Origin of the sequence: Zooshikella sp. RANM57 (genome assembly GCF_050749885.1) — a bacterium.
Classification (GTDB): Bacteria; Pseudomonadota; Gammaproteobacteria; order Pseudomonadales; family Zooshikellaceae; genus Zooshikella.
The window spans coordinates 1-21,618 of sequence record NZ_JBOIUB010000020.1 but is presented as its reverse complement, the minus strand read 5'-3'; the positions used below and the strand labels follow the sequence as shown (position 1 = coordinate 21,618).

At 38.6% G+C, this 21,618-nt stretch carries 18 protein-coding genes and 1 tRNA gene; 7 read left to right on the top strand and 12 right to left on the bottom strand.

The window, feature by feature from the left end:
* Nucleotides 1–559: 559 nt before the first annotated feature.
* Together ACQ96U_RS24765 and ACQ96U_RS24760 are read left to right on the top strand one after the other, a co-directional pair.
* Nucleotides 560–835, top strand: coding sequence for a hypothetical protein (locus ACQ96U_RS24765; protein ID WP_431723958.1), 276 nt, complete (start codon nt 560–562; stop codon nt 833–835).
* 278 nt (nt 836–1,113) lie between these two features.
* A complete protein-coding gene (locus ACQ96U_RS24760; protein WP_431723957.1) occupies nt 1,114–1,767 on the top strand; it encodes a metal-dependent hydrolase in 654 nt (217 codons plus the stop codon).
* A 235-nt stretch (nt 1,768–2,002) separates the two neighbouring features.
* On the opposite strand, the gene ACQ96U_RS24755 is transcribed toward ACQ96U_RS24760, so the two are convergent.
* The 3 genes from ACQ96U_RS24755 to ACQ96U_RS24745 form a co-directional block, all read right to left on the bottom strand.
* Complete coding sequence (locus ACQ96U_RS24755; RefSeq protein WP_431723956.1) at nt 2,003–2,368, bottom strand: DUF5329 family protein; 366 nt, start codon at nt 2,366–2,368, stop codon at nt 2,003–2,005.
* A gap of 73 nt (nt 2,369–2,441) precedes the next feature.
* Entirely contained in the window at nt 2,442–2,891 is a 450-nt protein-coding gene (locus ACQ96U_RS24750; protein ID WP_431723955.1) for a cupin domain-containing protein, read from the bottom strand.
* Nucleotides 2,892–2,933: 42 nt separating this feature from the next.
* Nucleotides 2,934–3,368, bottom strand: a complete 435-nt coding sequence (locus ACQ96U_RS24745) for a DUF2214 family protein (RefSeq protein ID WP_431723954.1) — start codon at nt 3,366–3,368, stop codon at nt 2,934–2,936.
* Between the two features lie 421 nt (nt 3,369–3,789).
* On the opposite strand from ACQ96U_RS24745, the gene ACQ96U_RS24740 reads away from it, so the two are divergent.
* Entirely contained in the window at nt 3,790–4,713 is a 924-nt protein-coding gene (locus ACQ96U_RS24740; protein ID WP_431723953.1) for an AEC family transporter, read from the top strand.
* A 199-nt stretch (nt 4,714–4,912) separates the two neighbouring features.
* On the opposite strand, the gene ACQ96U_RS24735 is transcribed toward ACQ96U_RS24740, so the two are convergent.
* The 6 genes from ACQ96U_RS24735 to ACQ96U_RS24710 form a co-directional block, all read right to left on the bottom strand.
* The gene (locus ACQ96U_RS24735; protein WP_431723952.1) at nt 4,913–5,764 is read right to left on the bottom strand and encodes a hypothetical protein; all 852 of its coding nucleotides are present in this window, start codon (nt 5,762–5,764) and stop codon (nt 4,913–4,915) included.
* A 131-nt stretch (nt 5,765–5,895) separates the two neighbouring features.
* Nucleotides 5,896–8,358, bottom strand: a complete 2,463-nt coding sequence (locus tag ACQ96U_RS24730; protein ID WP_431723951.1) for an esterase-like activity of phytase family protein — start codon at nt 8,356–8,358, stop codon at nt 5,896–5,898.
* A 577-nt stretch (nt 8,359–8,935) separates the two neighbouring features.
* Complete coding sequence (locus ACQ96U_RS24725; protein WP_431723950.1) at nt 8,936–9,595, bottom strand: type 1 glutamine amidotransferase domain-containing protein; 660 nt, start codon at nt 9,593–9,595, stop codon at nt 8,936–8,938.
* Nucleotides 9,596–9,886: 291 nt separating this feature from the next.
* Nucleotides 9,887–11,473 carry an O-antigen ligase family protein gene (locus ACQ96U_RS24720; protein ID WP_431723949.1) on the bottom strand — a complete coding sequence of 529 codons (1,587 nt, stop codon included), beginning with the start codon at nt 11,471–11,473 and terminating at the stop codon, nt 9,887–9,889.
* A complete protein-coding gene (locus tag ACQ96U_RS24715; protein WP_431723948.1) occupies nt 11,474–13,363 on the bottom strand; it encodes a sulfatase-like hydrolase/transferase in 1,890 nt (629 codons plus the stop codon). It lies immediately after the preceding gene.
* A 74-nt stretch (nt 13,364–13,437) separates the two neighbouring features.
* Nucleotides 13,438–13,863: a pilin gene (locus ACQ96U_RS24710; protein WP_431723947.1), complete on the bottom strand. Its 426-nt coding sequence runs from the start codon at nt 13,861–13,863 to the stop codon at nt 13,438–13,440.
* Nucleotides 13,864–14,998: 1,135 nt separating this feature from the next.
* On the opposite strand from ACQ96U_RS24710, the gene ACQ96U_RS24705 reads away from it, so the two are divergent.
* The 3 genes from ACQ96U_RS24705 to ACQ96U_RS24695 all read left to right on the top strand — a co-directional run bounded on the left by ACQ96U_RS24705 (nt 14,999) and on the right by ACQ96U_RS24695 (nt 19,411).
* A complete protein-coding gene (locus ACQ96U_RS24705) occupies nt 14,999–15,349 on the top strand; it encodes an endonuclease domain-containing protein (protein WP_431723946.1) in 351 nt (116 codons plus the stop codon).
* Between the two features lie 283 nt (nt 15,350–15,632).
* The gene (recD2, locus tag ACQ96U_RS24700) at nt 15,633–17,822 is read left to right on the top strand and encodes an SF1B family DNA helicase RecD2 (RefSeq protein WP_431723945.1); all 2,190 of its coding nucleotides are present in this window, start codon (nt 15,633–15,635) and stop codon (nt 17,820–17,822) included.
* Between the two features lie 359 nt (nt 17,823–18,181).
* A complete protein-coding gene (locus tag ACQ96U_RS24695) occupies nt 18,182–19,411 on the top strand; it encodes a trypsin-like serine peptidase (protein WP_431723944.1) in 1,230 nt (409 codons plus the stop codon).
* Between the two features lie 45 nt (nt 19,412–19,456).
* Here the strand turns inward: ACQ96U_RS24695 and ACQ96U_RS24690 are convergent, their stop codons facing one another.
* Both ACQ96U_RS24690 and ACQ96U_RS24685 read right to left on the bottom strand, forming a co-directional pair.
* Nucleotides 19,457–19,849 carry a hypothetical protein gene (locus tag ACQ96U_RS24690; RefSeq protein WP_431723943.1) on the bottom strand — a complete coding sequence of 131 codons (393 nt, stop codon included), beginning with the start codon at nt 19,847–19,849 and terminating at the stop codon, nt 19,457–19,459.
* A 463-nt stretch (nt 19,850–20,312) separates the two neighbouring features.
* Nucleotides 20,313–20,389, bottom strand: a tRNA-Arg gene (locus ACQ96U_RS24685).
* A 466-nt stretch (nt 20,390–20,855) separates the two neighbouring features.
* On the opposite strand from ACQ96U_RS24685, the gene ACQ96U_RS24680 reads away from it, so the two are divergent.
* Nucleotides 20,856–21,296: a c-type cytochrome gene (locus tag ACQ96U_RS24680; protein ID WP_431723942.1), complete on the top strand. Its 441-nt coding sequence runs from the start codon at nt 20,856–20,858 to the stop codon at nt 21,294–21,296.
* Between the two features lie 141 nt (nt 21,297–21,437).
* Here the strand turns inward: ACQ96U_RS24680 and ACQ96U_RS24675 are convergent.
* Nucleotides 21,438–21,618: hypothetical protein (locus ACQ96U_RS24675; RefSeq protein ID WP_431723941.1), on the bottom strand; the 181-nt coding region annotated here is incomplete at its 5' end.

Sequence of the window (21,618 nt, the reverse complement as noted above, 5' to 3'; positions counted from 1 at the left end):
CAGGCTTGGTTTTTTAGTTTAAGAATCAGAGTGGAGTAATGACTTTTACGCTTGTTAAAAACTAAGTATGTAAAAAATATAGCTTAGCGGTTTCTCAGTATTGATAAACGAATTGACTTAAAATAGGTATACACAATATGATGTATTTTTAAATGCATTAATACAGCTACGGGGTTTTACGTACGAATAGTACCGGACTCAAGTTTATCGTAATAACTGAATTTAAAGGTACGATGAACTCGTATTTACGATGAGGTGTTGCCTACACTGCTAAATATTGAAACGCTGTTTTAATAATGAAAGAAATTGGCGGTAGACCAATATATTGGTATACGTGTTTCCTAAACAATTGATGTAGTAGCAGATTGATACCCAGACTCGTTTGATACACTGAAGCTTGATATATTTAACAAAGTTTATTCGATCTAAGATAAAAGAATGAAATCTGATATACACAATATGGTATAGGTATGAGAACTAGCTTATACACTTTACTTTCATTCTTTTATACAGTTTGGCTTTCAGGATATTAAATGACAAAAGGGTAAAAGGAGTTAAAATGGCGATTACTACAACAGATGGTTGGGTGGTAGTCCACGATAAACCCATCAATGGTTTTCCATGGTTGTATCGTCGGCTTATTGATCCAGACCATTTTCAAATTCGCTATGCAACACCGCATGGTGACTGGGTAGAGAAAATAGGGTCTTTGGACTTGTTAGGTGAGCTGCCTGAGCCAGATGATCATATTGACTGTGTAGTGGCTGGTCACTGTCTTATGGATGATGACGATACCCGTTCAATTGCTCTGCTTAAAATTGGCGTAAGACATTAGTATATACCTCACCAGTAATCCACTTCCCTTTAGATGATATTGAGCATAAATGCCCTTGGTTGCTTAGGGCATTTGTAGTGTATATAAATCGTATGCTAAAACACGCCTAGCAACATTATCACCAAACTTTCGCTATAGTTATGCTTAGTTTTTTATTATTGGTTAGGCAATACGCTACTTCTTCTAACAAATCAAAAGTCTGAATAGCCATATATACGACAAATGGTTAATATTAGTGATTTGGTATATCGAGTTGAGCTAAGCAATTTTGGGTTTTTATGGCGAATTTTAACACACACATAAATGTTGCTGCAGCAGCCGGTGGCGTTGTATCTATTGTGGGTTTGGGGGAAGGCTGGCTATCAATCTCTCAAGCGTTAACAACATGGTTGCTTATTTGTATTGGTGGTGTTTTGCCTGATATTGACTCCGACCATGCTAAGCCAGTCAAAGCATTATTTACAGCACTTGCTGTTGGGTCGGTCGTATTGGTAGTAACGCATTTAAAACCAGTACCTGCTACACCATTTTTATTGCTAATAGGCTTTTCCGTATTTTTAAGTGTACGTATTATTGGTTATAAAGTATTTGCAAAGTTTAGTGTACACCGAGGTATTTACCATTCATTGTTGGCAGGGGCATTTTTTATGTCGATCACAATTGTCCTCTGCCATTATGCCTTGCAAGCTAACCCTGTATTGGCTTGGGGTAGTGGTATTGCCATTGCGTTTGGCTTTTTGATTCACCTCACATTGGATGAAATATACAGTGTTGATATCGCTGGAGCCAGAATTAAAAAATCATTTGGTACAGCATTAAAGCCGATCGATTTTAGAAATCCACTTAATTCTGTATTAATGGGGGGAATTGTCGCTGCTTTATTTTTTATATCGCCTTCACCAACTCCTTTTGTTGACTGGTTGATTAAGTAAAACATACTTTCCATTCTCTGTGCACTTATCCCCTCCACCTATTATTTAATATGAGCGCTATCCTTAGCGCTTCCCCTAACAACTCCGCAGATCTGTATTCATGTCGTACTGACACATTTTTGCTGTTTGCGTTCTTAAACGAAAGTCCTTGTAATGCTCTCTTAGCCTCACTAAACCCCTTACATAAGGAGGATAGATTGCGCACATAGCTGTTCAGGAAGTTGGCCTTATTCTCTTATGGTTTATTTGACTGGCGGTAGCTATTTAGCTCTTCTAGTAGCCAGGATGCACTGTTTTGTATAGGTTTACCTTGGCAGTGGATACGATAGTGTTTACCAGATAGTTCGCTCTTGGTGGCACTATAGCGAATAAAGTCTTCAGTGGTTTTCACTTTGTCTTGGAAGTAGTTATATTTCTTCTGGATATGCTCTACAGCTTCTGAGCCTGTGTGCATTTCCCCATTTCGGTCATACTTGCAAGTAGTGTTTTGAACAAATTCCAATAAGTGTGCTATCTCTTGTTTGGTTTCAGGGCTTATGTCAGCTATTACTTGGGTACTTGAAAGCAGTGCAGTAAGAGCAATAGTGATTGAGTACTTCATTTAAAAGTCACCTGCTTACTCGTTTAACTTTTGATCATAATGGGTGATTCTGGATCCAGCAACTTGAGACTTATCATTCCATGGTTACTCGATCCCCATGGCTTGGTGGACATGATATTACCAGCAAGTGCAAGTCTTCACTTCCTTGATTACTGAGTTTGTGAGTGACACCCTGTGTTACATGAAAACCTTGGTTGGTTTTTAATGTGTGAATATGACTGTTTTCTAATTCTAATGTGGCTTGGCCTGCTAAAACATAAAAGAACTGCTCAGATCGCTGGTGATAATGTCTAACTTCGGAACTATTTGGCGGAACACGTTCTTGGATAACACTTAAGTTTGATGATTTAGCCAGGTGCCAACCATCACAGATTGACCCCCAGATATAATGTTCTGCATTTTCGGTGGATACAATACTCATCAAGCACTCCTTATTGTTATACCCTTCACGAATCATTTTTAGGGTTTGTTGTCCGCGCTCTTCACCCCAGTCACTTATTAATATAAGCTCCTGAGGCTTCATCGCTTGACAGCCGCCCCTAAAAATCCTTCGTATTGGGTATATTTAAAAGCTCCCGTAGCCTCTTGCTACCATGAGCGCAAGTAAAGGCAGTAATAAAAACAAGGTTAATTCTACTCGCAAAATGATGGGGATGGCTTTAGATACGGATATTTTACTTAAGTTGCTCTTACGATTTTTTATGAAAAATATTGTGGGGTAAATAGAAAGAATAACGATTAAAATAAATATTGAAATTTTGGTATGAAAAATCCAGTTTTTCAAATAGTAGTCTGCAGGCTTACCTACAACGAACCATAATAACAAACCGGCAGTTAAAGTGACTAAAGCGCTAATGCCATATACAGCATCAATCCTTGCAATCTTTTTAATTTGTTGTGCTGTTAATTCTGATGAGATCAGTAAATGCTCTACAACAAGTGTTGCACCTAATCCAATAATTCCAATAAAGTGAACATAGCGTACGATTATTTCTACCATAAATCCATGTCCTTAATAATGTCTGTTATTATACTTTTTTTATGATTATGAGTTTGAAAGGCTCATTGCAAAGCATATGCATAATAGCTATATAAAACAACAATTATATTCTTTTTTTGAAAATCCTAAATTTGCTAGTATGTCTGTGATTCGATCAGATCAGATAAATGAAGAAGCCTATGTAATTGATACGACTATTAAGTAGTCAGTTTTTATTAACGAGAAGTATTTTGTTAGACAATTGTTTATGCCAGTGAGTTGCAGAGAACCAGCAAGGCCGGCGAATATGAACTTGTTCTTATTGGGTTGTTAGGTCCTTTCTAATAAACACATAAAAGCTTCATATATTACGTATTATTCATCTTGTGGATATTCAGTACAATTATGCTTTGTAATCTCTTAACCCGTTGGACCCCTTTCTATGGATACTGACATACTGCTGGGCAAAGTTACCTTTTTATTTATTCTTGTTGTGCTAGGCTTTATTGCGGGCAAGCGCCTTCCTTTGAATACCCGAACATTCTCTTCATTACTAATTTATGTCGTAGCACCTATTGTTATTTTTACAGGCATGATGGAAGCACCAATTAAGCTCAGTTATGCCATGCTACCAATTATGTTTTTTTGTATTTCCTGTAGTTTAGCTTTTATAGCTTTTCTATGGGGAGGCCGTTTGTGGCAAGATAATACGCGTAATTTATTTGCTTTTTCATCGGGTACAGGTAATACGGGCTACTTTGGATTACCGATTGCCATGGCACTGTTCGATGCAGAAGGCATTGCTGTGGTACTTTTTTCACTAATGGGTTTTATGGTATTTGAGAGTACGGTTGGCTTTTATATTACGGCACGTGGAAATTTTACGATTCAGGATAGTTTACGTAAAATATCCCGGTTGCCTTTAATTTATGCATTTTCGACAGGTTTAATTTTAAACTTAGCGGGTTTTCATTTACCTGCAAATTTAGCAGAAAGCCTTGAAGCATTTAAAGGTGCTTATACTGTTTTAGGTATGATGATTGTTGGCCTTGGTTTAGCACAAGTATCTCGTAGCCATATTGATATGAAGTTTATTGCGGTCACATCAATTGTTAAATATATCTTTTGGCCAGTTGCCGTAATCATCGCAATCATTATTGATCACTTTGTTTTTCATAGTTTTAATCGCACAATTATGTACGGCATTTTATTAATGTCGATGGTGCCTTTAGCGGCAAACAATATTGCAGTAGCAGTCGAGCTGGATGCTCAACCACAAAAGGCTGCAGTTGCCGTACTTGCGAGTACGGGGATGGGCATTATTATTATTCCATTTTATATGTCATTAGTGCTTGCATATTTATAATACTTTAATTTCTTTTTTTATTCTCCTTCTTATCCCCACCCTAACCCTCCCCTTACTCAAGGGGAGGGAACAGAGAGCATAGCGATATGTTGCATGTTTAATTCCGCTTTTTTGTTGAAAGGAATGGAATAGATTGTGCGGTTTTTTAATTCCTCCCCCTTGTTGAAGGGGGAGGTTAGGAGGGGGTTAAGTAGTGTGGTTAGGCAAGTGTCTTAGCAGGAAGCGCTTCAAACCTCATAATAAAGCCCGAAACCTTCACGAGGACCCACAAAAACAGCAACGGTAATAAGACGGTTTGTAGTAGAAAGCTGGCAATTAATAGCATCATATCTTCAATAGCTTGGTTTGCTTTAGCCTGTAAAGCTTCAAACTGTTTTGATGGGTTAAGCTGCCGACTAACCTGATCCCATCGATCACGAAGAGAATCCATGAAAGATTTTTCTTCATGGGATTGTTCGATTTGCTGCTGTTGAAAATCCTCAATAGCCTGAGTGGTTATTTGCAAGTGTTCCGTGGCTTGCTGCTGTTGTTGCTCAAGAAAATGTACTTGCAGTAAATGATTAGCCAGCACAACTATCGTTAAAGCAAAGCGTACCACAATCAGTAATGCAAACAGCTTGGTAAACCACAGTTGAGTACGAGGTATTGCTTTTGGAGTCCATAATGCAATGACAAGTAAACCCGCCATGACTGACAGCATAATGTTAAACCAGTGCGCACTGATCATTTGAATCAACAGTTTTTGAATGCCGAGGGAGGTGGTACTGGCGAGCATTACCCAGGAAAACCGCTCAACCATATCATTCACTGGGTCAAGAATTTCCCCGGCTTTAAAGGTAAGTCCTATACCCACAGGTTCTATGGACAGCTCAGTGCCTTGCACAACCGAGATAGCGCCATTCAATAAGCGTGCAGCCGCAAACGTGACAGCCGCATTTTTTAAGTGCTCAGTTATGATGGCATCGGTGGACTGATCAATAGGCTTAATCCAGGCAATGCTTGCCAGCAATGCAATAATAAGACTTATCAAGCATTTCAGACGCAGCGGCATAGTGGCTCCTTTTCAACCTGTCTGGTTAAAAAAGACACTAGCATCTTTGTTTGCTATAGCCTAGTTTTGAAATGAAGGAGAAGGGCGTAAAACACATTACGCCCAAATTTTACTGGAAGAAAATCACGTTTTTAGTGAGACTTATTTGATAGCTCTAACTTTTCAGGCAAACGTAACACAATAAACTCAGTGTCGTCTGGTTGCTTGGATGCTAAATGACGACCCATACTGAATGGGTAGTTATTGTCGTTCATTATTGCAATGTGCTGTTCATCCAACACCTCAATGTTTTCAATGGTCGTGTAGCTAAAGGCAAACTTACCATTGCCAACGCCAAAATCACCTGTCTGTTTATCTGCCAGTTGATGAGGATCATTAATCGTCATTAAGTTGACCAATGGCTTTTTTGATACTTGACCATCGTTCTGCAAGGTAATGAGATAAACCATTTTGAAGGCTTCAGCAGTACCTTCTTCGTTATCACGTTCTATCACTAACCCATGTTTTGCATTAATCATGGTGAAGTCACCTATGGCCTTGCTTTTATCTGCCATAGGGTAGCGATAGCTTTTTCCGGAAAATACTTTACGTTGCAGGTCAAAAGCATGAATTAACAGCTCACGTTTATCGTTACCAATCACTGGCTCTTCAAGCATGGCAAACAGAGTATTGCCATCGGCACTTAATGCCATGCCTTCAAAGCCGCTACTGCGATTGATGCGGATACCATCAACCAACGCAGTGTTGCGATAAGGCCAGTATAAACCAGCTAACCACGGTGTATTTTTACCTTGTTCATCCTGTAAGTTGGTACCGTCATCAGCATAAGGCCCTTTATTGGGAAAATCACCGATGAGGTAAACGGTTCGAATTGCAGGATAGTTTTTCTGAACATATAACAGTGAGCGAAAATCAAAGCTTTGAATATCCGCTCGCTTTGTTAATCCATTACGCATGATAGTATTCGCTAAAATTGTTGCCATTTTTTCTGGCGTAACAGTACGCTTGTTATAAACGACACCATGGCTATCACGATCACTACGTGGATTTAATTTCGTTTCAATATTAAATCGAACTTGCTGAGCTACTTTGCTGCGTTGAACGGCAAGAGGATGGTTTTTACCTTGGCCTGTTGTATAAAACTGTTGATAAAAACGAACAAAGTTAAAAACCTGCTGTAAGCTAGGCGGTGTATAACTGTGTTTTAAGCCTATTTTCTGGGTAAAAGCTAAAGTAACTGGCGATAGTGAGGCATCGTTAACCTGAGAGTCACCACGAAAGACTTTATCGCAAACAAAATTGTTTTGAATTTCATTAAATGTAAGGTCTTTGATAAGTTTTTGCTGGTGTTCTGTATAAACCCTGTTATTACTTAAACGACACTTAGTGGCTTCAATATAAGGGTCATGACTAAGTACCGCAACACCATCTTTAGTAATACCAATATCTGTTTCCAGTGTCGTCATTAGGTTATCCAATGCGACTTCCATTGCGGGCAACGTATTTTCAGGGCGTAAATTACGACCGCCACGATGGCCTTGGGCGTCAAAATGTTGGGCATCAATCAGTCCTTCAGCAGTGAGGTAATCTGGTTTGCCATCCTTGTTTCCATCAAACTGCTTAACTGCGGTTAATAATAAGTCTGGACGGTCAGAAATAATGCCACTCACTCCTAGCTCCATCAGTTCCAACATTCTTGGAAGCTCATTAACGGTCCAGGTAACAACGGGGTAGCCTGCTTTTTTAATGGATTGAATATCAAATACATCACTTGCCGCAAGTTTTAAACCATTGGGGGTGTCATTATCCCGTGCATAGTGAATTACTTTTGGATTATTGTCCTGCAGCATAACATGGTAGGGTGAAAACACAGGCTGATAATTGGCACCGTGTTGTGCAGCATGTTGAGCGACAGCATTCATAATACGAACACTAGAGCCTTCCTCTAAATAAGGATTTTGTGGCGAGTTTAAATAGTGACCTGTCCGACTAAAGTCAGGCAGTCGATAAGGCTCTTCTAAAACTTTGCCATTAGCATCTACATGCAGTAAAAAAGGACCAAACTCATCGCCTAACCAATAAGTACCATCTGCTGTACGACGTACAGATTCAATATCAAAATCCGCTCCTGTTAAAACACGTTGTTGAGTAAAGTGGTTAACAATAGCAAAGGGAATTTTATGGTCAGGGTCATGTAGCTCGATAAAGCTTTTTACCTTTACGAGGCCTGCATCTGTTTTATCATTGGTTTTTAGGTTTGGCTGAATAGTATATAAACGCAAGTTAAAATCAGCTGAATTTTCCACCTTACCAAAGCCATTGTCGGACATGGCTAAAAAGGTGCCATCAGGATTTTTTAAAACAGCGGAAAAGCCTTGGATGGGCTGTCCTTTTTTAAAAGGAACTTGTTTGCCGTTAATGGTGGATACACCTAAACCTTTACCTGCCACAGGCCCTTGCGCAAAGCTATCGGCCGGTAATTTAGCATAACCCACCAGAGTAGCAGGTGCTGGTTCAGTATAGTGTTGACAACCTGAAAGAATAAACGCAAGCGATGTGCCTAAAACACAACGAGAGAGAAAGTGATTTGTCATGTTACTCATACTACCTTTTTTATAAGCGATAGCGTTAACAGGCATAAATCGTCAAGAAATGACTTATATAATGCACAGTTTTCGCTCAACTTACTGTCCATGTGTTGCTTTTTAGTGACGGTAACATGACAAATTTAAAATATAAAGTACAAACCCCACTCTAACTTTGTATCTTTATTGAGAAGGGGTTGAACCGTAACTTTTAGTTCCTCTACCTTATTTGAGGGGAGATATTTTCGCATTAAGTTCCTCCCCCTTGCTGAAGGGGGAGGCTAGGAGGGGGTTAAATGAGCTTAAATATATAAGTGCTGAATTTTGCGGTATGTATTACAAACCCCACCCTAACCCTCCCCTTACCAAGGGGAGGGAATATACGGTGTATACTTTCTGCACTTAGTCCCGCAACCTAGCTTTAAAGAGAGATATGCTTTTGTGTTAAGGCACTCTCTTGTTCTAGGAGGATGTGCCTTTGCTTTTGGTTCCTTTTGCTTATTGTAAGGGAGGTATTTTCGTATTTAGTTCCTCCCCCTTGCTGAAGGGGGAGGCTAGGAGGGGGTTAAAAGAACAAACAGAAAATTTAATCCTTTAAAGCCCGAATAAAAGCTTTAGCGGTGCTCTCACTGGACTGAGGATTTTGCCCAGTAATTAATAAGCCATCAATTTCAATATGATCTGACCAATTGTCAGACCCACGATAATCGGCACCAAGTTCACGTAACCGGGTTTCCAATAAAAACGGCACATGGTTAGTCATACCGACTTCATGCTCTTCTTCATTGGTAAATGAGGTTAGAATACGGCTTTTGACGAATTTAGGTCCATAACCGGGGATATCATTAATTAAGGCACAAACCCCATGACAAACTGCTGCAACAGGCTGATGTTTTTCAATATAAAAGCCAATGGCATAAGCAACCGCAGGATTGTTAGGCAGGTCAAACATAGTGCCATGCCCCCCAGGAATAAATAAACCGCAATAATTGGCAGGGGCCACATCAGTGAGGGGAATGGTATTTTCTAATACCATCATCGCTTCGGCATGCTCTCCCTCTTTGGGCAGACTTTGTTGGTCTACCGGTGCCTTTCCTCCTTGAATACTGGCAACAGTGATATCAAATCCAGCCTGTTTAATTAGCTCGTAGGGTACAGCAAACTCCTCAAACCATAAGCCTGTGGTTTTGTCATCCGTGAGTTGACTGTGGCTGGTTACCAGCATCAACACTGCTTGATCACTCATTGTACACTCCTTGTTATACGTTATAAGACTGTATGACAAGTATAGTGTAGTTAAGGGACAGGTGTGTGAAGATGAGAGGGGATAAGGAACTGAGAGTATTGTATACCTAAAACGAAGGGTTTTTATACCACTAGGGCACAAGGGGGTGGCCGTTAAATGCTCCTCGGCAATAGCTCCTGCATTGCTCTACTATATGACATCCATGTCATTATGTATAAACTGCATTCCCACCGTCCTTGGTAGTCAAGAGTGCTGACAATAAACCCTAAAAATAATTCGTGAAGGGTATATTTAATGTTTAATAGACTTTTGGAAATCAACTAATTGTTGTTGCTGATGTTGGGGAGCATTTTCAATGGCTTGAGCAATCAGCATTGATGCTTTCTTTTTTTCTCCAATATCATTTCGCACGCGGGCCTCTAGATAATAGTAATACCAACTATTATCTCCATGGGTCTGAAGCCATTGCGTCCACTCAAAAGCTTCTGCAGGATAATATTTATACCAAGCTTCAATCCAACGGTTAATGATTAACGTTGTCGAAGGAAATGACCGCACCATCGTTGCTGCAAAAGAGTTGGGTGCTGGTATAACAGGTCTAATGAGCCAGTAGGTGTTTGTGAGATGTAAGCAAAAGAGTAATATAACAACTCCGCTGCATAAGTTCTTATATGCAGTAGTTAATATTGGTTGTTTGTTGTTTAACGAGATTGGCAATAGATAAGCAATACACAGCGCAAAAACTAAAATAGAGTAGGAATGATAAAATACGCCTGCATTTAAAGAGTGTAAGCAGAGTGATACTGCGGCAAAAAAAGCAATAATTTGAGTATGACTTTCAATAGTTTTTTTGTAGATTTTTAAGAGTGTATTAATCAGTATATAGCCGATCAGTGAAAGAAAGCTGACTGTGCCTATAGTTCCCCAGTCATGGAGAGCCTGTACAATAGCGTTATGGGGTTGCATAAACACAAAGTTTTTACATGTGACTTGATAAGTATTGACACCATAACCAAACAGAAGTTTTTTAAAACTAGATAAGCTTTGGAGGGTTTCAATCCACATACCAATTCTGATGGCAATTGACATTCTACTTAAGTGCTCAATTTCGCCTGCACTAGTGTTTGTAGATGCAATGATAGCGATAAAAAAACCAAATGCTAGGGATATTAATGTAGTTAATACTAGTTTTTTTCTATAGGAAGGTAAAACAAACAAAGCAAAAATAATCGTGATTAAATAAGAGTAGAATGCACCTCTTCCTGCTGTCCACACTAAAAAGCTAACAGATATGATAGTTGCTATAAGCCAAAGTTTCTTGTGAAGATCATTACTACTAAATAAGTAACTAAATTGTGCAATAACAGCTGCTACTGTACAAAAGTATCCCAGCTGGCGGATATTTGTAAAAGGCGTTGCATAATTTACCCAATTGAAATTATGTGGATCTTCTAATGTAAACCATTGATATACATAGTAAAATGCAGTACAAACCAGCGTAAAAGGAATAGCTGCTATTAGCTTATCCCAGTGCTGTTTGCTGAGATGTTGTGCTATCACAAAAGCAAATATAGCGTGAGTAAACCACTCGAGTTGCGTGATCAGAGAAAAGTAAAACCTTACTGATAGCACCGTGGATACTATGGTTGAAATAATCCAAATGCTAAAGAATATTATGATCCATTTGGGTAAACTTTTAGCGTGGTTACTTTTAGATTGAAAATAAATAATGGTGGCTAGTTCAATTAGGCAGATGATAGCCCGAACACTATCCACATTCGCTGGCCCAATCAATAATTGCCAATATTGAGCAAAGCCAACACAAATAAAAAGCGCCCAGAAAGGCGCTTGATTAAGTAAACTTACTTTAGATTTCATTTAACTACCTGAAAATTTTTGACAAAGTTGGTATTTGTCAAAACCTGTATCATTTTTATAGTGTGTACAAAGTGCATCGAGCATTTCGCGCCAAGGTGCCATGTTCTCTTCTTTATAATGGGTTAATGGCCACCAGATTTTTGATTTACGGTTAACCATAATCATGTTATCCGTCATATCCGGAAACATTGCTAATAACCAGTCTTTATAGATAACACCGCGCTGTTTGGCTGCTATGGTTTCATCAATGAGTTCTGGCTTAATGGTTACCAGGCCTTCTTTTGTAGTTGTGTAGTAATGTATACCTTGCATCATGACTTTAATTGCATCAAGACGGCTGCTATTCATACTTTCAACACTTAAACTACTTTCAATAAATAAGAAGCGTTCGCTATCTTCTTCAATACCGCCTTCTTGCCAGCTTAATGCTTTACCTTCAGGCTTATAGTCAGGAGTAATATTTAAATAATCGTAGATAGTAGGTGCAATATCAATTAGTGAAACAGGTGTTGTTTTGACTATACCTTGGCTTGATTTCTCAAACTTTTGAATACCTAAAACAACTTGATATTGTTCTAGGCTTAAAATGTTAGTACCGTGTCCCATGGCATTAGTTTTAAATGAAACACCTTCAATGCCTTTGTTAAGCTTATCTTGATCTAGCATAAATCCTTCACCATGGTCAGATAAAACAATAACTAATGCATTTTCAAGCACGCCAGCATTATTTAATTGATCAACAAAATACTGAAATTGCTTGTCAACAGCTTGTAACATTGCCATATAAAAAAAGTGATTGGGTTTTTTTTCGTCAAACTTACGACCCTGAGGTATCTCTAGTTGAGAATAACGAAAAGGCCAATGTGGAAGAGTAAAGTGAGTTGATATAAATAAAGGTTTGTCAGCATTAGCCTTTATAGTTCGCATAACAGAATCAACAAAATTTTTAGGTATATAGGTTGAGTGTTTGGCTCTGTTATTGCAGGAATAAGGGAATATATACTCTCCAGCTGAAGTCAAGCAAGTAAGGTTGACTATTGGAATATCTGATATGCTAGCAAGAACAAAGTCGGCTGCACCAATTTTGGGTCCTACCACATAGTCAAAACCATAGCTCTCATCTATGTTGTTAAAACGGCGCTCATCAATTGCGTAAATTGTAGTATAGCCTTTTTCCTTTAAAGTATTTTGAAGGTTATGCTGACGGTCAACCATTCCTTTAGGCATTAAGTTGAAACGGGCATGTGTGTTGGTGCCATAAAGTCCTGTAAGAATTGACACCCAGGCAGGGTATGTTCTTGCTAATGGAGTCGTGACGTCTGTATAGAAAGTACTGTTAGTTAGAAATTTATCTATATTTGGAGTGATACTAGGTTGTGTATCATTTATTCCAAGAAAATCTGGACGTAAAGCATCTATCCCTATAATAACAATATTTTGTTGTTTCTCTTGCAAGCTTGAATTTGATGAAAATAGAAAAGCAGAAAGAGCTAACAATGGTAAAGCAAAGGCAATTTTATTTATCTTTGATTTGCACTTGTTCTTATATTTTTTTTCAATTAATAGTGAGCCAACGATAAATATTATAGTTATGATTGTCGATGGTGTGAAAATATTGTTGTAAGGAAAAATATTTTGGTTTATTAAGACAAGAATCAAATTAATAAAAGCAGATATTGTTAGTGGATACTTGCTGCTAAGAAGAGAAGATGCAATAAATATTATTGTTTGTATAAGTAATAAGGTTAATATAAATCTTGATACAGGAGCAAGAAGAGGAAGGAAAGAGATGTCTCCCGATTCAACTTTTTGTGGTAAGTTGAGATAATTTATCCAAATCAAGGATAGTAGGTACAGAATGTATATAAGAAGTTTTTTACAAATACTCATTTTGATATATCTGTATACGTAGGGCTGACACCCCTACGTATTTTTAAAGGTAAAGTTTTGTGTTATGACTGGGTTTAGTCACAAATTTTAGGTCTGATGTCAGAGCTTAATGTAGTCGTTCCATTTACACAATCCCATTCTAGGTTACCATTACGATCTTGGGCCTGAAGAACAAGTATTCCACCCGTTTGAACCTTAGGACCAAAGCTAATAGAAATTTGACTACCAGTAATAGTTATACTTGATACGCCAGCTTCAGTGTTCGATCCAGCTATGCTACTGGCACTACCTAATGCTGAATTGTTAGCTGGCCAGCTTCCATTGAATGCATAATGTTCAACCATTTTTGTTTTTACACTTTCCACGGAAGATATAGCGTTCGCAACACGTGATCTTTTAGTGTAGTTTTGATATGCAGGCATAGCAACAGCAGCCAAAATACCAATAATCGCAACCACGATCATCAATTCGATGAGCGTAAAACCTTGTTGTTTTTTCATTCGAGTCTCTCTCCGTTCTTTTTACTAATAAACAATCCAGTTATGTTCTATGAGAAGAAGATGTAAGTTATGTATTTAGTAAGAAGATTTGTTGACCTTAACCAAGAACGCATTCGTATGAAAAACAACAAGGAGAGCCACTTTAAGGAGGCTACGAATATGTATTTATCTGCAACAGTTAAGGTCGTCTAACTTTCTAAAATACGATTCTTATATCTAACTTGCTTCATAGTTGGTTTGGACAACCAAGAGAGATACACTCTAATTTATTGATTGAAGTTAATTATACTTTTCTAAAAAGGCATATTTAAGCTGTAAATCAACATAAATTGTAGTGTACTAAAAGATAAGAAGACTCCTTCTCTTATGTTAATAAAAGAAGATTCAAGTGCTTCGTATTTATACGAATATAATAGTTATCTTTTACTGTCTTGATTACTTCCTAACCAAAAAAACTAAACACGTTGCATTTAATATTTTAAAATGTAGAATTCATCACACATTTTCTGCTTGTTCTACTAAAACCATTCCTGTAGCAAAACAAGTACGATGCAACGAACGTACATATTAAGTGCTTTGTGCTGTGGCATTATGCTACAAAGGTTTTATGATTGCCAACCTGTTAGCATTTTAGTATTGATGTGCGTATATAAAAAAGTGATAACTGTTAAGCTTTCAACGATGGGTAACCAATTCTACGCATAGTTACGTACAAATTTTGTTGTATAAAGCTTGTGCAATAAAGCACTTTATGTGTATGTATTTTATACAGGCTATAGATTTGTAAAAACTAAAGTACGAATATAATCGTATAATTAATATACAGATTGTTGGTTGTTATCTTTCTGGGCTCTCTTTTCCTTCCGAATTTTAACTATTACCTCTTGTACATATACCTCATTAAACGTACTGCTTATGATGTTTATGGTTAGTTCTTAACCCCACCCCTCCCCTTGCTAAGGGGAGGGAGCAGATCATGCAAGCAGCAAACAATTTGTGTTTCAGGTTTAGCACAATCAATTCCTCCCCTTTGTTGAAGGGGGAGGTTAGGAGGGGGTTAATGAAGGTGGCCGGTTGAACTCTATCTATAATCAAGTTAAATACACACAAGCATCAACCCAAAATTTACACTACAGTGAAAAACGACAAGAACAGTCTAACCAGAAGAAGAGTATTGCGTAGTAATTTGACTGAGCCTGAAAGAAGGTTATGGAATGCTCTGCGTAAGAAACAATTGAGAGTTAAATTTAGACGTCAACATGGTATTGGCCAGTATATAGTGGACTTTTATTGTGCTGAGCGACGTTTAGTTATTGAAGTTGATGGCGAGAGTCATTTTACACAAGAAGGAATGGCTTATGATGACGTACGTGATACATTTTTAATGTCTTGTGGTTTAAAAGTACTTCATTTTACTAACCAACAAGTGATGTGTGAGTTAGAAGGTGTATTAGGTCGAATATTGATGGAAGTAAATAAGACTTAAACCGTAACTCTCTGAATTTCCTGTTAGAAACAAACCCCACCCCAACCCTCCCCTTGCAAAGGGGAGGGAGCAGACCGAGCAAGCAGCAGATAACTTTTGTTTCAGGTAAGCACAATCAGTTCCTCCCCTTTATTGAAGGGGGAGGTTAGGAGGGGGTTAATAATCTCTACGTTTGGCAATCGTCCTAGGCTTTGTAATACTAGAGCCACTTAATAGAAACCAATTGACTAATCACAAAGGTAGCTCAGCACATGCTTACACTATCTATAGTTAACCATTGCTTATGAACCAAAACACCACGGACCATCAGCCTCAGGAACGCTTGGAAGGTAGTGTTGAGCGGGTGACGTTTCATAGTGAGGAAACGGGCTTTTTTGTGGTGCGGACAAAAGTGCGTGGTTATCGGGAGTTAGTCACTATAACGGGAAGTACGCCAGCAATCACGGCAGGCGAATATATTGAAAGCTTTGGTATCTGGGTGAATGATCCTCGCCATGGCCTGCAGTTTCAAGCTAAGTCTGTGAAGATGATTGTGCCTACTAACCTGGAGGGTATGCAGAAGTATTTGGGTTCGGGCATGGTTAAAGGGATTGGCCCCCACTTTGCTAAACGACTAGTGAAGCATTTTGGTGAGCAGGTATTTGATGTTATTGAGCATCAGCCAGAACGCTTATTAGAATTGGATGGTATTGGTAAAGTACGACAGGAGAAGATCACTTCCGCATGGCAAGAGCAAAAAGTCGTGCGCGATATTATGGTGTTCTTGCAGTCTCATGGTGTGGGTACGGCACGTGCTGTACGTATTTATAAAACCTATGGTGAGGATGCGGTCGAAAAAGTCTGTGCTAATCCATATCAGCTTGCATTAGATATTCATGGCATTGGTTTTAAAACAGCGGATCAAATTGCCCAACGACTCGGTATTGAGCCTACTTCATTAATACGTGCGCGAGCGGGCATACGCCATGTGCTGCAGGAAATTTCTGGCAATGGACATTGTGCTGCGCCCTTTGAAGAGTTGGTTCAGTCGGGAGAGAAGCTGTTAGATATTCCAGATACCGTTTTACGGCAAGCAATAAACGAGGAGTTAGTTGCCGAAAACTTGATTGCACAGAATATTGATGGTGTACCTTGTGTGTTTTTAACACCTTTATTCCATGCTGAACAAGGTGTAGCGAATCATATTCGTCAGTTGGCTCAAGGGCATACATTTTGGCAGGGGATTGACTTAAATAAAGCAATTCCCTGGGTGGAACAGCAAAATCATATTCAGTTATCAGCGTCCCAACAAGATGCAATTCGACGTGTTATCCATAATAAATTCTGTGTAATTACGGGTGGGCCTGGTGTAGGGAAAACCACGGTTGTAAATAGTATTTTGACAATTATTGCGGCTAAAAAAGCCCATGTTACTCTGTGTGCACCGACTGGTCGAGCTGCAAAGCGTTTAACTGAGTCTACAGGGCGAGAAGCTACTACAATCCACCGCTTATTAGAGTTCGATCCAAAGCAGTTTGACTTTAAGCGTAATGCTAAAAAGCTGTTAGAAACCGACTTTTTGGTCGTCGATGAAACATCTATGGTGGATGTGGTGCTCATGAACCAGTTATTACGTGCCGTGGCAAATAATACGGCAGTATTGTTGGTGGGAGATGTTGATCAGTTACCTTCAGTTGGGCCAGGATCAGTACTGGCAGATATTATTAACTCAAATACTGTTCCTATCGCAAAATTAACAGAGATTTTTCGGCAGGCGGCTACATCGAAGATAATTACTAATGCACACAGTATTAATAGAGGTTATAGCCCTAAAGTCAGTGAAAAAGATGAACAATCTGACTTTTATTTTATGGAAGTTGATGAGCCTGAGTTAATTCAAGCAAAGCTGATATACTCGGTAAGCGAACGTATTCCTAAGCGGTTTAATGTAGACCCGATTAATGATATTCAAGTGCTTACACCAATGAACCGTGGTGGTCTTGGTGCGAGAAGTTTAAACCTTGCATTACAAGAAAAGCTGAATGGCGACGCTCATCCTAAATTAACGCGATTTGGCTGGACCTATGCACCAGGCGATAAAGTCATCCAAAATGTGAATAACTATGATAAGGAAGTGTTTAATGGCGATATTGGGCGTGTTCAATCGATTGATGCAGAATCAGGCGAGTTGTTAATTTGTTTTGAAGGACGAGATGTTGCCTATGAACAACATGAGTTAGATGAGCTTTCTTTAGCTTATGCCACAACAATTCATAAGAGTCAGGGATCAGAATATCCTGTTGTTGTGATACCAATAGCGACCCAACATTTTACCTTGCTTGAACGTAATTTGCTTTATACCGGAGTGACACGGGGTAAGCAGTTAGTTATTTTAATCGGTCAGAAAAAAGCAGTAGCAATGGCTGTGCATAATGTCAAATCCAGCAAGCGTTTGACTTACTTACTGCAGACATTACAAGCGTTGTTTAAATAATTTGTTATAAACATGTAATTTATGTAAGTGTTTTTTCGATAGAGTATATTTCTTTTATTATTTTTAGTTTTATAAACTTATTTAAGGTAATTGAAATGAGTTAAATTAATATCTATTTTGAATACCTATCTTATGAATTGAATAAGAAAAAACATATCGATTGCCAAATTTTATTCAAACAAAAATCTTAATTTGATAAAAAAATTAACCCCTCGTTCATTTTGTTTATGCCAAAATGATTATTGTTAATAATAAAAATACTTAAATGTGCCCTGTATTTTAGGTATACATTTATTCTTTCGTTGGTCGATATTTATTCGATTAAACTCTATTTTTATGTGTAGCCAGGAGGCATAAGCATGTTAACGGACTTACTTAGAACAAAGCTTGTAGCAAGTATTTTGCTGTCATTATCTGCCACACCTGTTTTATCTCAAGATCAGAATAATGTATTAGAATATACCTCGGAGGTGAGCAGTGAAGAATTAGAAGCATCGTTAAAACCCATTATTATTGCTGATCGAGTCGAAATGCCTGCTTCATTATTGGGTGGAGATTTAGAAGCACTGGGTGGAGAGGTTGTGATAAATGAACCAGGAGCAAGTTTTATTAAGGTGCATTTTTCTGAGTTTGATATTCCTGAGGGAAGCTGGGTAACAGTCAGTAATAAAGATGGGTCAGAAGAATATCGTTATGGTAATACACAACGCGATGACTTTACTGTGGATAACGAAGAGGATGGTGTTAATCGTTGGGCAAGTATGTCAATCACTGGCGATACTGCCATTGTGCGGTTGCACCAATATGAAGCAAATAGCTGGGTGCCTACAAAAAATAATCTCAAAATAAGTCATTACATGAGAGGCTATTCGGAAAATGAAATTGCCTATCGTGTTCGTACATTATCAACATGCGGTAGTAATGAGCGTAAAGATGTCGCCTGTTATGAACGTTCGCACCCTACTGAGTTTAAATATGCAAACGCGGTTGGACGATTAGTGATGGGGAGAGGTTTATGCACTGCATGGCGGGTAAGTGCAGATAACCGCATGTTTACTAATAACCATTGCATGAGTACTGAATCATCTGTACGAGGCTCAGAAGTTTGGTTTAATTATCAGCGTAGTAGCTGTAGTGGACAGCAAATGAATCAGGTTGTGAAGGTTTCTGGCCAGTCTCTGTTAAAAACTGACTATACACTTGATTATACGTTATTTACGGTGAACAATTTTAGTGCAATTCGACAGTTTGGTTATTTAGGGTTAGAAGTGCGTGACCCACAAAAAAGCGAAGTTATTTATATCGCTCAGCATGGTAGTGGAGCGCCAAAACAGTTTGGTATAGAAAGTGACTATAATTCAGGTAATGTGTGTCGGGTTGATGCGTCAAGTCGAACTGGGCGCGCAAGTGGGACTGATTTAGGCTACTACTGTGATACAACGGGTGGCAGCTCTGGATCACCTGTTTTAGCAGGGAGTTCAAATAAAGCGATTGGTTTGCATCATTATGGTGGTTGTTTGAATCAAGGTGTTAAAGTGTCCCGTATCTGGCCTCAGGTTCAAGACTTTTTTAATAACCAAGTACCTTGATTAGTCGTTAATGAATAACTTCCCTTGTTTGAACGAGGGGAGTTATTAGCGTGTTTCTAATAACCATTTTTTGGCTTCTTGTTCTTCATAAAATAATTTAATATTGACATGTCTGTCTTTTGCGATGCGTGTTACAGACTCTGCTCCATAATTGGTCGGTGTGGTGATGATTGCGATTTGAGTATTTTGAGGAAATCCTTCAGAAAAGAAACTAGTGGCAAAATTATAATAATCCATTGCATTCCGATGTACTGACTCCCCCATTTCTTTTAAAAACACGAGCAAGCGATAGTTATTATTCTGCTGACAAGCCTTAAGCACTTTTTTGCGTGCATGTTTTAGTAGGTGACTATCTATTTCTACAGCTTCTACTTGAATATATTGAAGCTGAGGATCAAAGGTCGTTTTAATACGTTTTATTGCAGCGTCATTTGTCATGGTAAAAATGATTGTTTTGTTAGAATCAATGTTGTTCAAATATTTCAGGCTGTATGATTTAACATGGTTATACTCTATCAGGCTTGTTTTCAGTTTATATTAAATAAGCAACTTGTGTAGACTGTCTAGTTGATTTAGTTATGTGAAATACTGAATGTGTTTGATGTAATAAAGAATGACCTGGAATTTCAGTTATATGATCTTTCGTTCTGATGGGGGGGTTATCAGTCGGCGGGTTGTTCGAAAAATGGACAGTTGTGGTTGTGTAGTTTTCTAAAAACGAAATTTACCAATGTTTTTTTCATAGCAATAGCTTACTGTGGTTACTGAAAGTATAAGGAAGGAGCGTTAGACAATCTTCAGTATATTGGAAGAGATATTCTTGATTGAGCTATTTTAAATAAGCGGCTCATGATTTAGGGTTGGGATTGCTTTATGTGGGATCAGGAGTATTGCCTTGAAATGGCGCGCCCTAGAGGATTCGAACCTCTGACCTTTGCCTCCGGAGGGCAACGCTCTATCCAGCTGAGCTAAGGGCGCTTAGATTTGGGCTGTAGATCATACCATAGTTTTTTAGATAGTCCATACCTCATACCAGGATATTTTAGCTGCTATTTACATTTAACCTGTCGTTTTATAAATGTCTCTGTACCAATTAAGAGCCAAGCAGATCACAAGGTGAGGTACTTATATGGTTTCTGCTGGTTAATTAATTGGTTTATAATCCCCTGCCATATAAATAATGTATCAATGAATCATTAGTCACTTGTTCAAGTGTATACAAAACTAGATACACACTCACAGCTTATTATCTTTTAATTACATGAGTGGTATTAATGGTATTGAAATGGCTGAAAGCTCAGAAAGTTGACTGATTGTTGGAAGCTGGCACAACTATATATGAGTGAAAATGCTTTCACCTTTCATGCTTGGATAAGTTGATAGTGCTACAAAAACGTGATGTGGTCTAAGTGGGGACTGTTAAGGGGATAGTAACGTGGGTTCTATGAAAAAATTATTGCAACGTATCTTACCTTCAGCTGTAGTGGCAGGTGTTGTGTTTTTGGGGCAGGGGGCGAATGCCGCGCTTAATGATGAGATTGCAGAACGTATTAAGCCTGTTGGGGAAGTTTGTCTTGAAGGTGAAGAGTGTGCAAAAGCTGCAGCTGCTCCCGTTGCTGCAAATGATGGTCCTCGGTCTGGTGAAGATATATATAATAGTGCTTGTACTGCTTGCCATAGTATTGGTGTTGCCAATGCACCTAAGAAAGGTGATACAGCAGCATGGCAGGCTCGTCTAGATGCTGTCAGTGGTGATGTAAGTGCATTATTGAATAGCGTCATGAATGGGAAAGGTGCTATGCCCGCAGGTGGTAGCTGTAGTAACTGTTCTGAAGATGAATATAAAGCTGCTATTGAGTTTATGAGTGGCTTAGATATTGAGTGATCTACCTCTTTAGTTGTATTAGATGGACACTCTAAAGGCAGCTTTTTATCAAGCCTATTTAGGCGAAGAAAAAATTGAAAAAAAGGTTGCATCTGTGAGGGAGGTCTTTATAATGCGCCCTCACTTCAGCGGTAACGCTTTTCAAGCCTTCGACGCAGTACAGGTTAATCCGGATTGAACAAATCCATTAACCAAATTGATACGCGTCAAACGTCGTTTAACAAGATGACGGAAAAAAGGAGGGGTTGACAAAGTTACCCAGTGCGCTAGAATGCGCGGCCGCTGAGAGGCGAGTTGAGGTGTGTTTGAGCTTGAAAATAAA

What these genes read in the sequence shown, in the direction of transcription:
- ACQ96U_RS24765 (WP_431723958.1), top strand. Translation starts at nt 560, where the DNA reads ATGGCGATTACTACAACAGATGGTTGGGTGGTAGTCCACGATAAACCC.
- ACQ96U_RS24760 (WP_431723957.1), top strand. Translation starts at nt 1,114, where the DNA reads ATGGCGAATTTTAACACACACATAAATGTTGCTGCAGCAGCCGGTGGC.
- ACQ96U_RS24755 (WP_431723956.1), bottom strand. Translation starts at nt 2,368, where the DNA reads ATGAAGTACTCAATCACTATTGCTCTTACTGCACTGCTTTCAAGTACC.
- ACQ96U_RS24750 (WP_431723955.1), bottom strand. Translation starts at nt 2,891, where the DNA reads ATGAAGCCTCAGGAGCTTATATTAATAAGTGACTGGGGTGAAGAGCGC.
- ACQ96U_RS24745 (WP_431723954.1), bottom strand. Translation starts at nt 3,368, where the DNA reads ATGGTAGAAATAATCGTACGCTATGTTCACTTTATTGGAATTATTGGA.
- ACQ96U_RS24740 (WP_431723953.1), top strand. Translation starts at nt 3,790, where the DNA reads ATGGATACTGACATACTGCTGGGCAAAGTTACCTTTTTATTTATTCTT.
- ACQ96U_RS24735 (WP_431723952.1), bottom strand. Translation starts at nt 5,764, where the DNA reads ATGCCGCTGCGTCTGAAATGCTTGATAAGTCTTATTATTGCATTGCTG.
- ACQ96U_RS24730 (WP_431723951.1), bottom strand. Translation starts at nt 8,358, where the DNA reads ATGACAAATCACTTTCTCTCTCGTTGTGTTTTAGGCACATCGCTTGCG.
- ACQ96U_RS24725 (WP_431723950.1), bottom strand. Translation starts at nt 9,595, where the DNA reads ATGAGTGATCAAGCAGTGTTGATGCTGGTAACCAGCCACAGTCAACTC.
- ACQ96U_RS24720 (WP_431723949.1), bottom strand. Translation starts at nt 11,473, where the DNA reads ATGAAATCTAAAGTAAGTTTACTTAATCAAGCGCCTTTCTGGGCGCTT.
- ACQ96U_RS24715 (WP_431723948.1), bottom strand. Translation starts at nt 13,363, where the DNA reads ATGAGTATTTGTAAAAAACTTCTTATATACATTCTGTACCTACTATCC.
- ACQ96U_RS24710 (WP_431723947.1), bottom strand. Translation starts at nt 13,863, where the DNA reads ATGAAAAAACAACAAGGTTTTACGCTCATCGAATTGATGATCGTGGTT.
- recD2 (WP_431723945.1), top strand. Translation starts at nt 15,633, where the DNA reads ATGAACCAAAACACCACGGACCATCAGCCTCAGGAACGCTTGGAAGGT.
- ACQ96U_RS24695 (WP_431723944.1), top strand. Translation starts at nt 18,182, where the DNA reads ATGTTAACGGACTTACTTAGAACAAAGCTTGTAGCAAGTATTTTGCTG.
- ACQ96U_RS24690 (WP_431723943.1), bottom strand. Translation starts at nt 19,849, where the DNA reads ATGACAAATGACGCTGCAATAAAACGTATTAAAACGACCTTTGATCCT.
- ACQ96U_RS24680 (WP_431723942.1), top strand. Translation starts at nt 20,856, where the DNA reads ATGAAAAAATTATTGCAACGTATCTTACCTTCAGCTGTAGTGGCAGGT.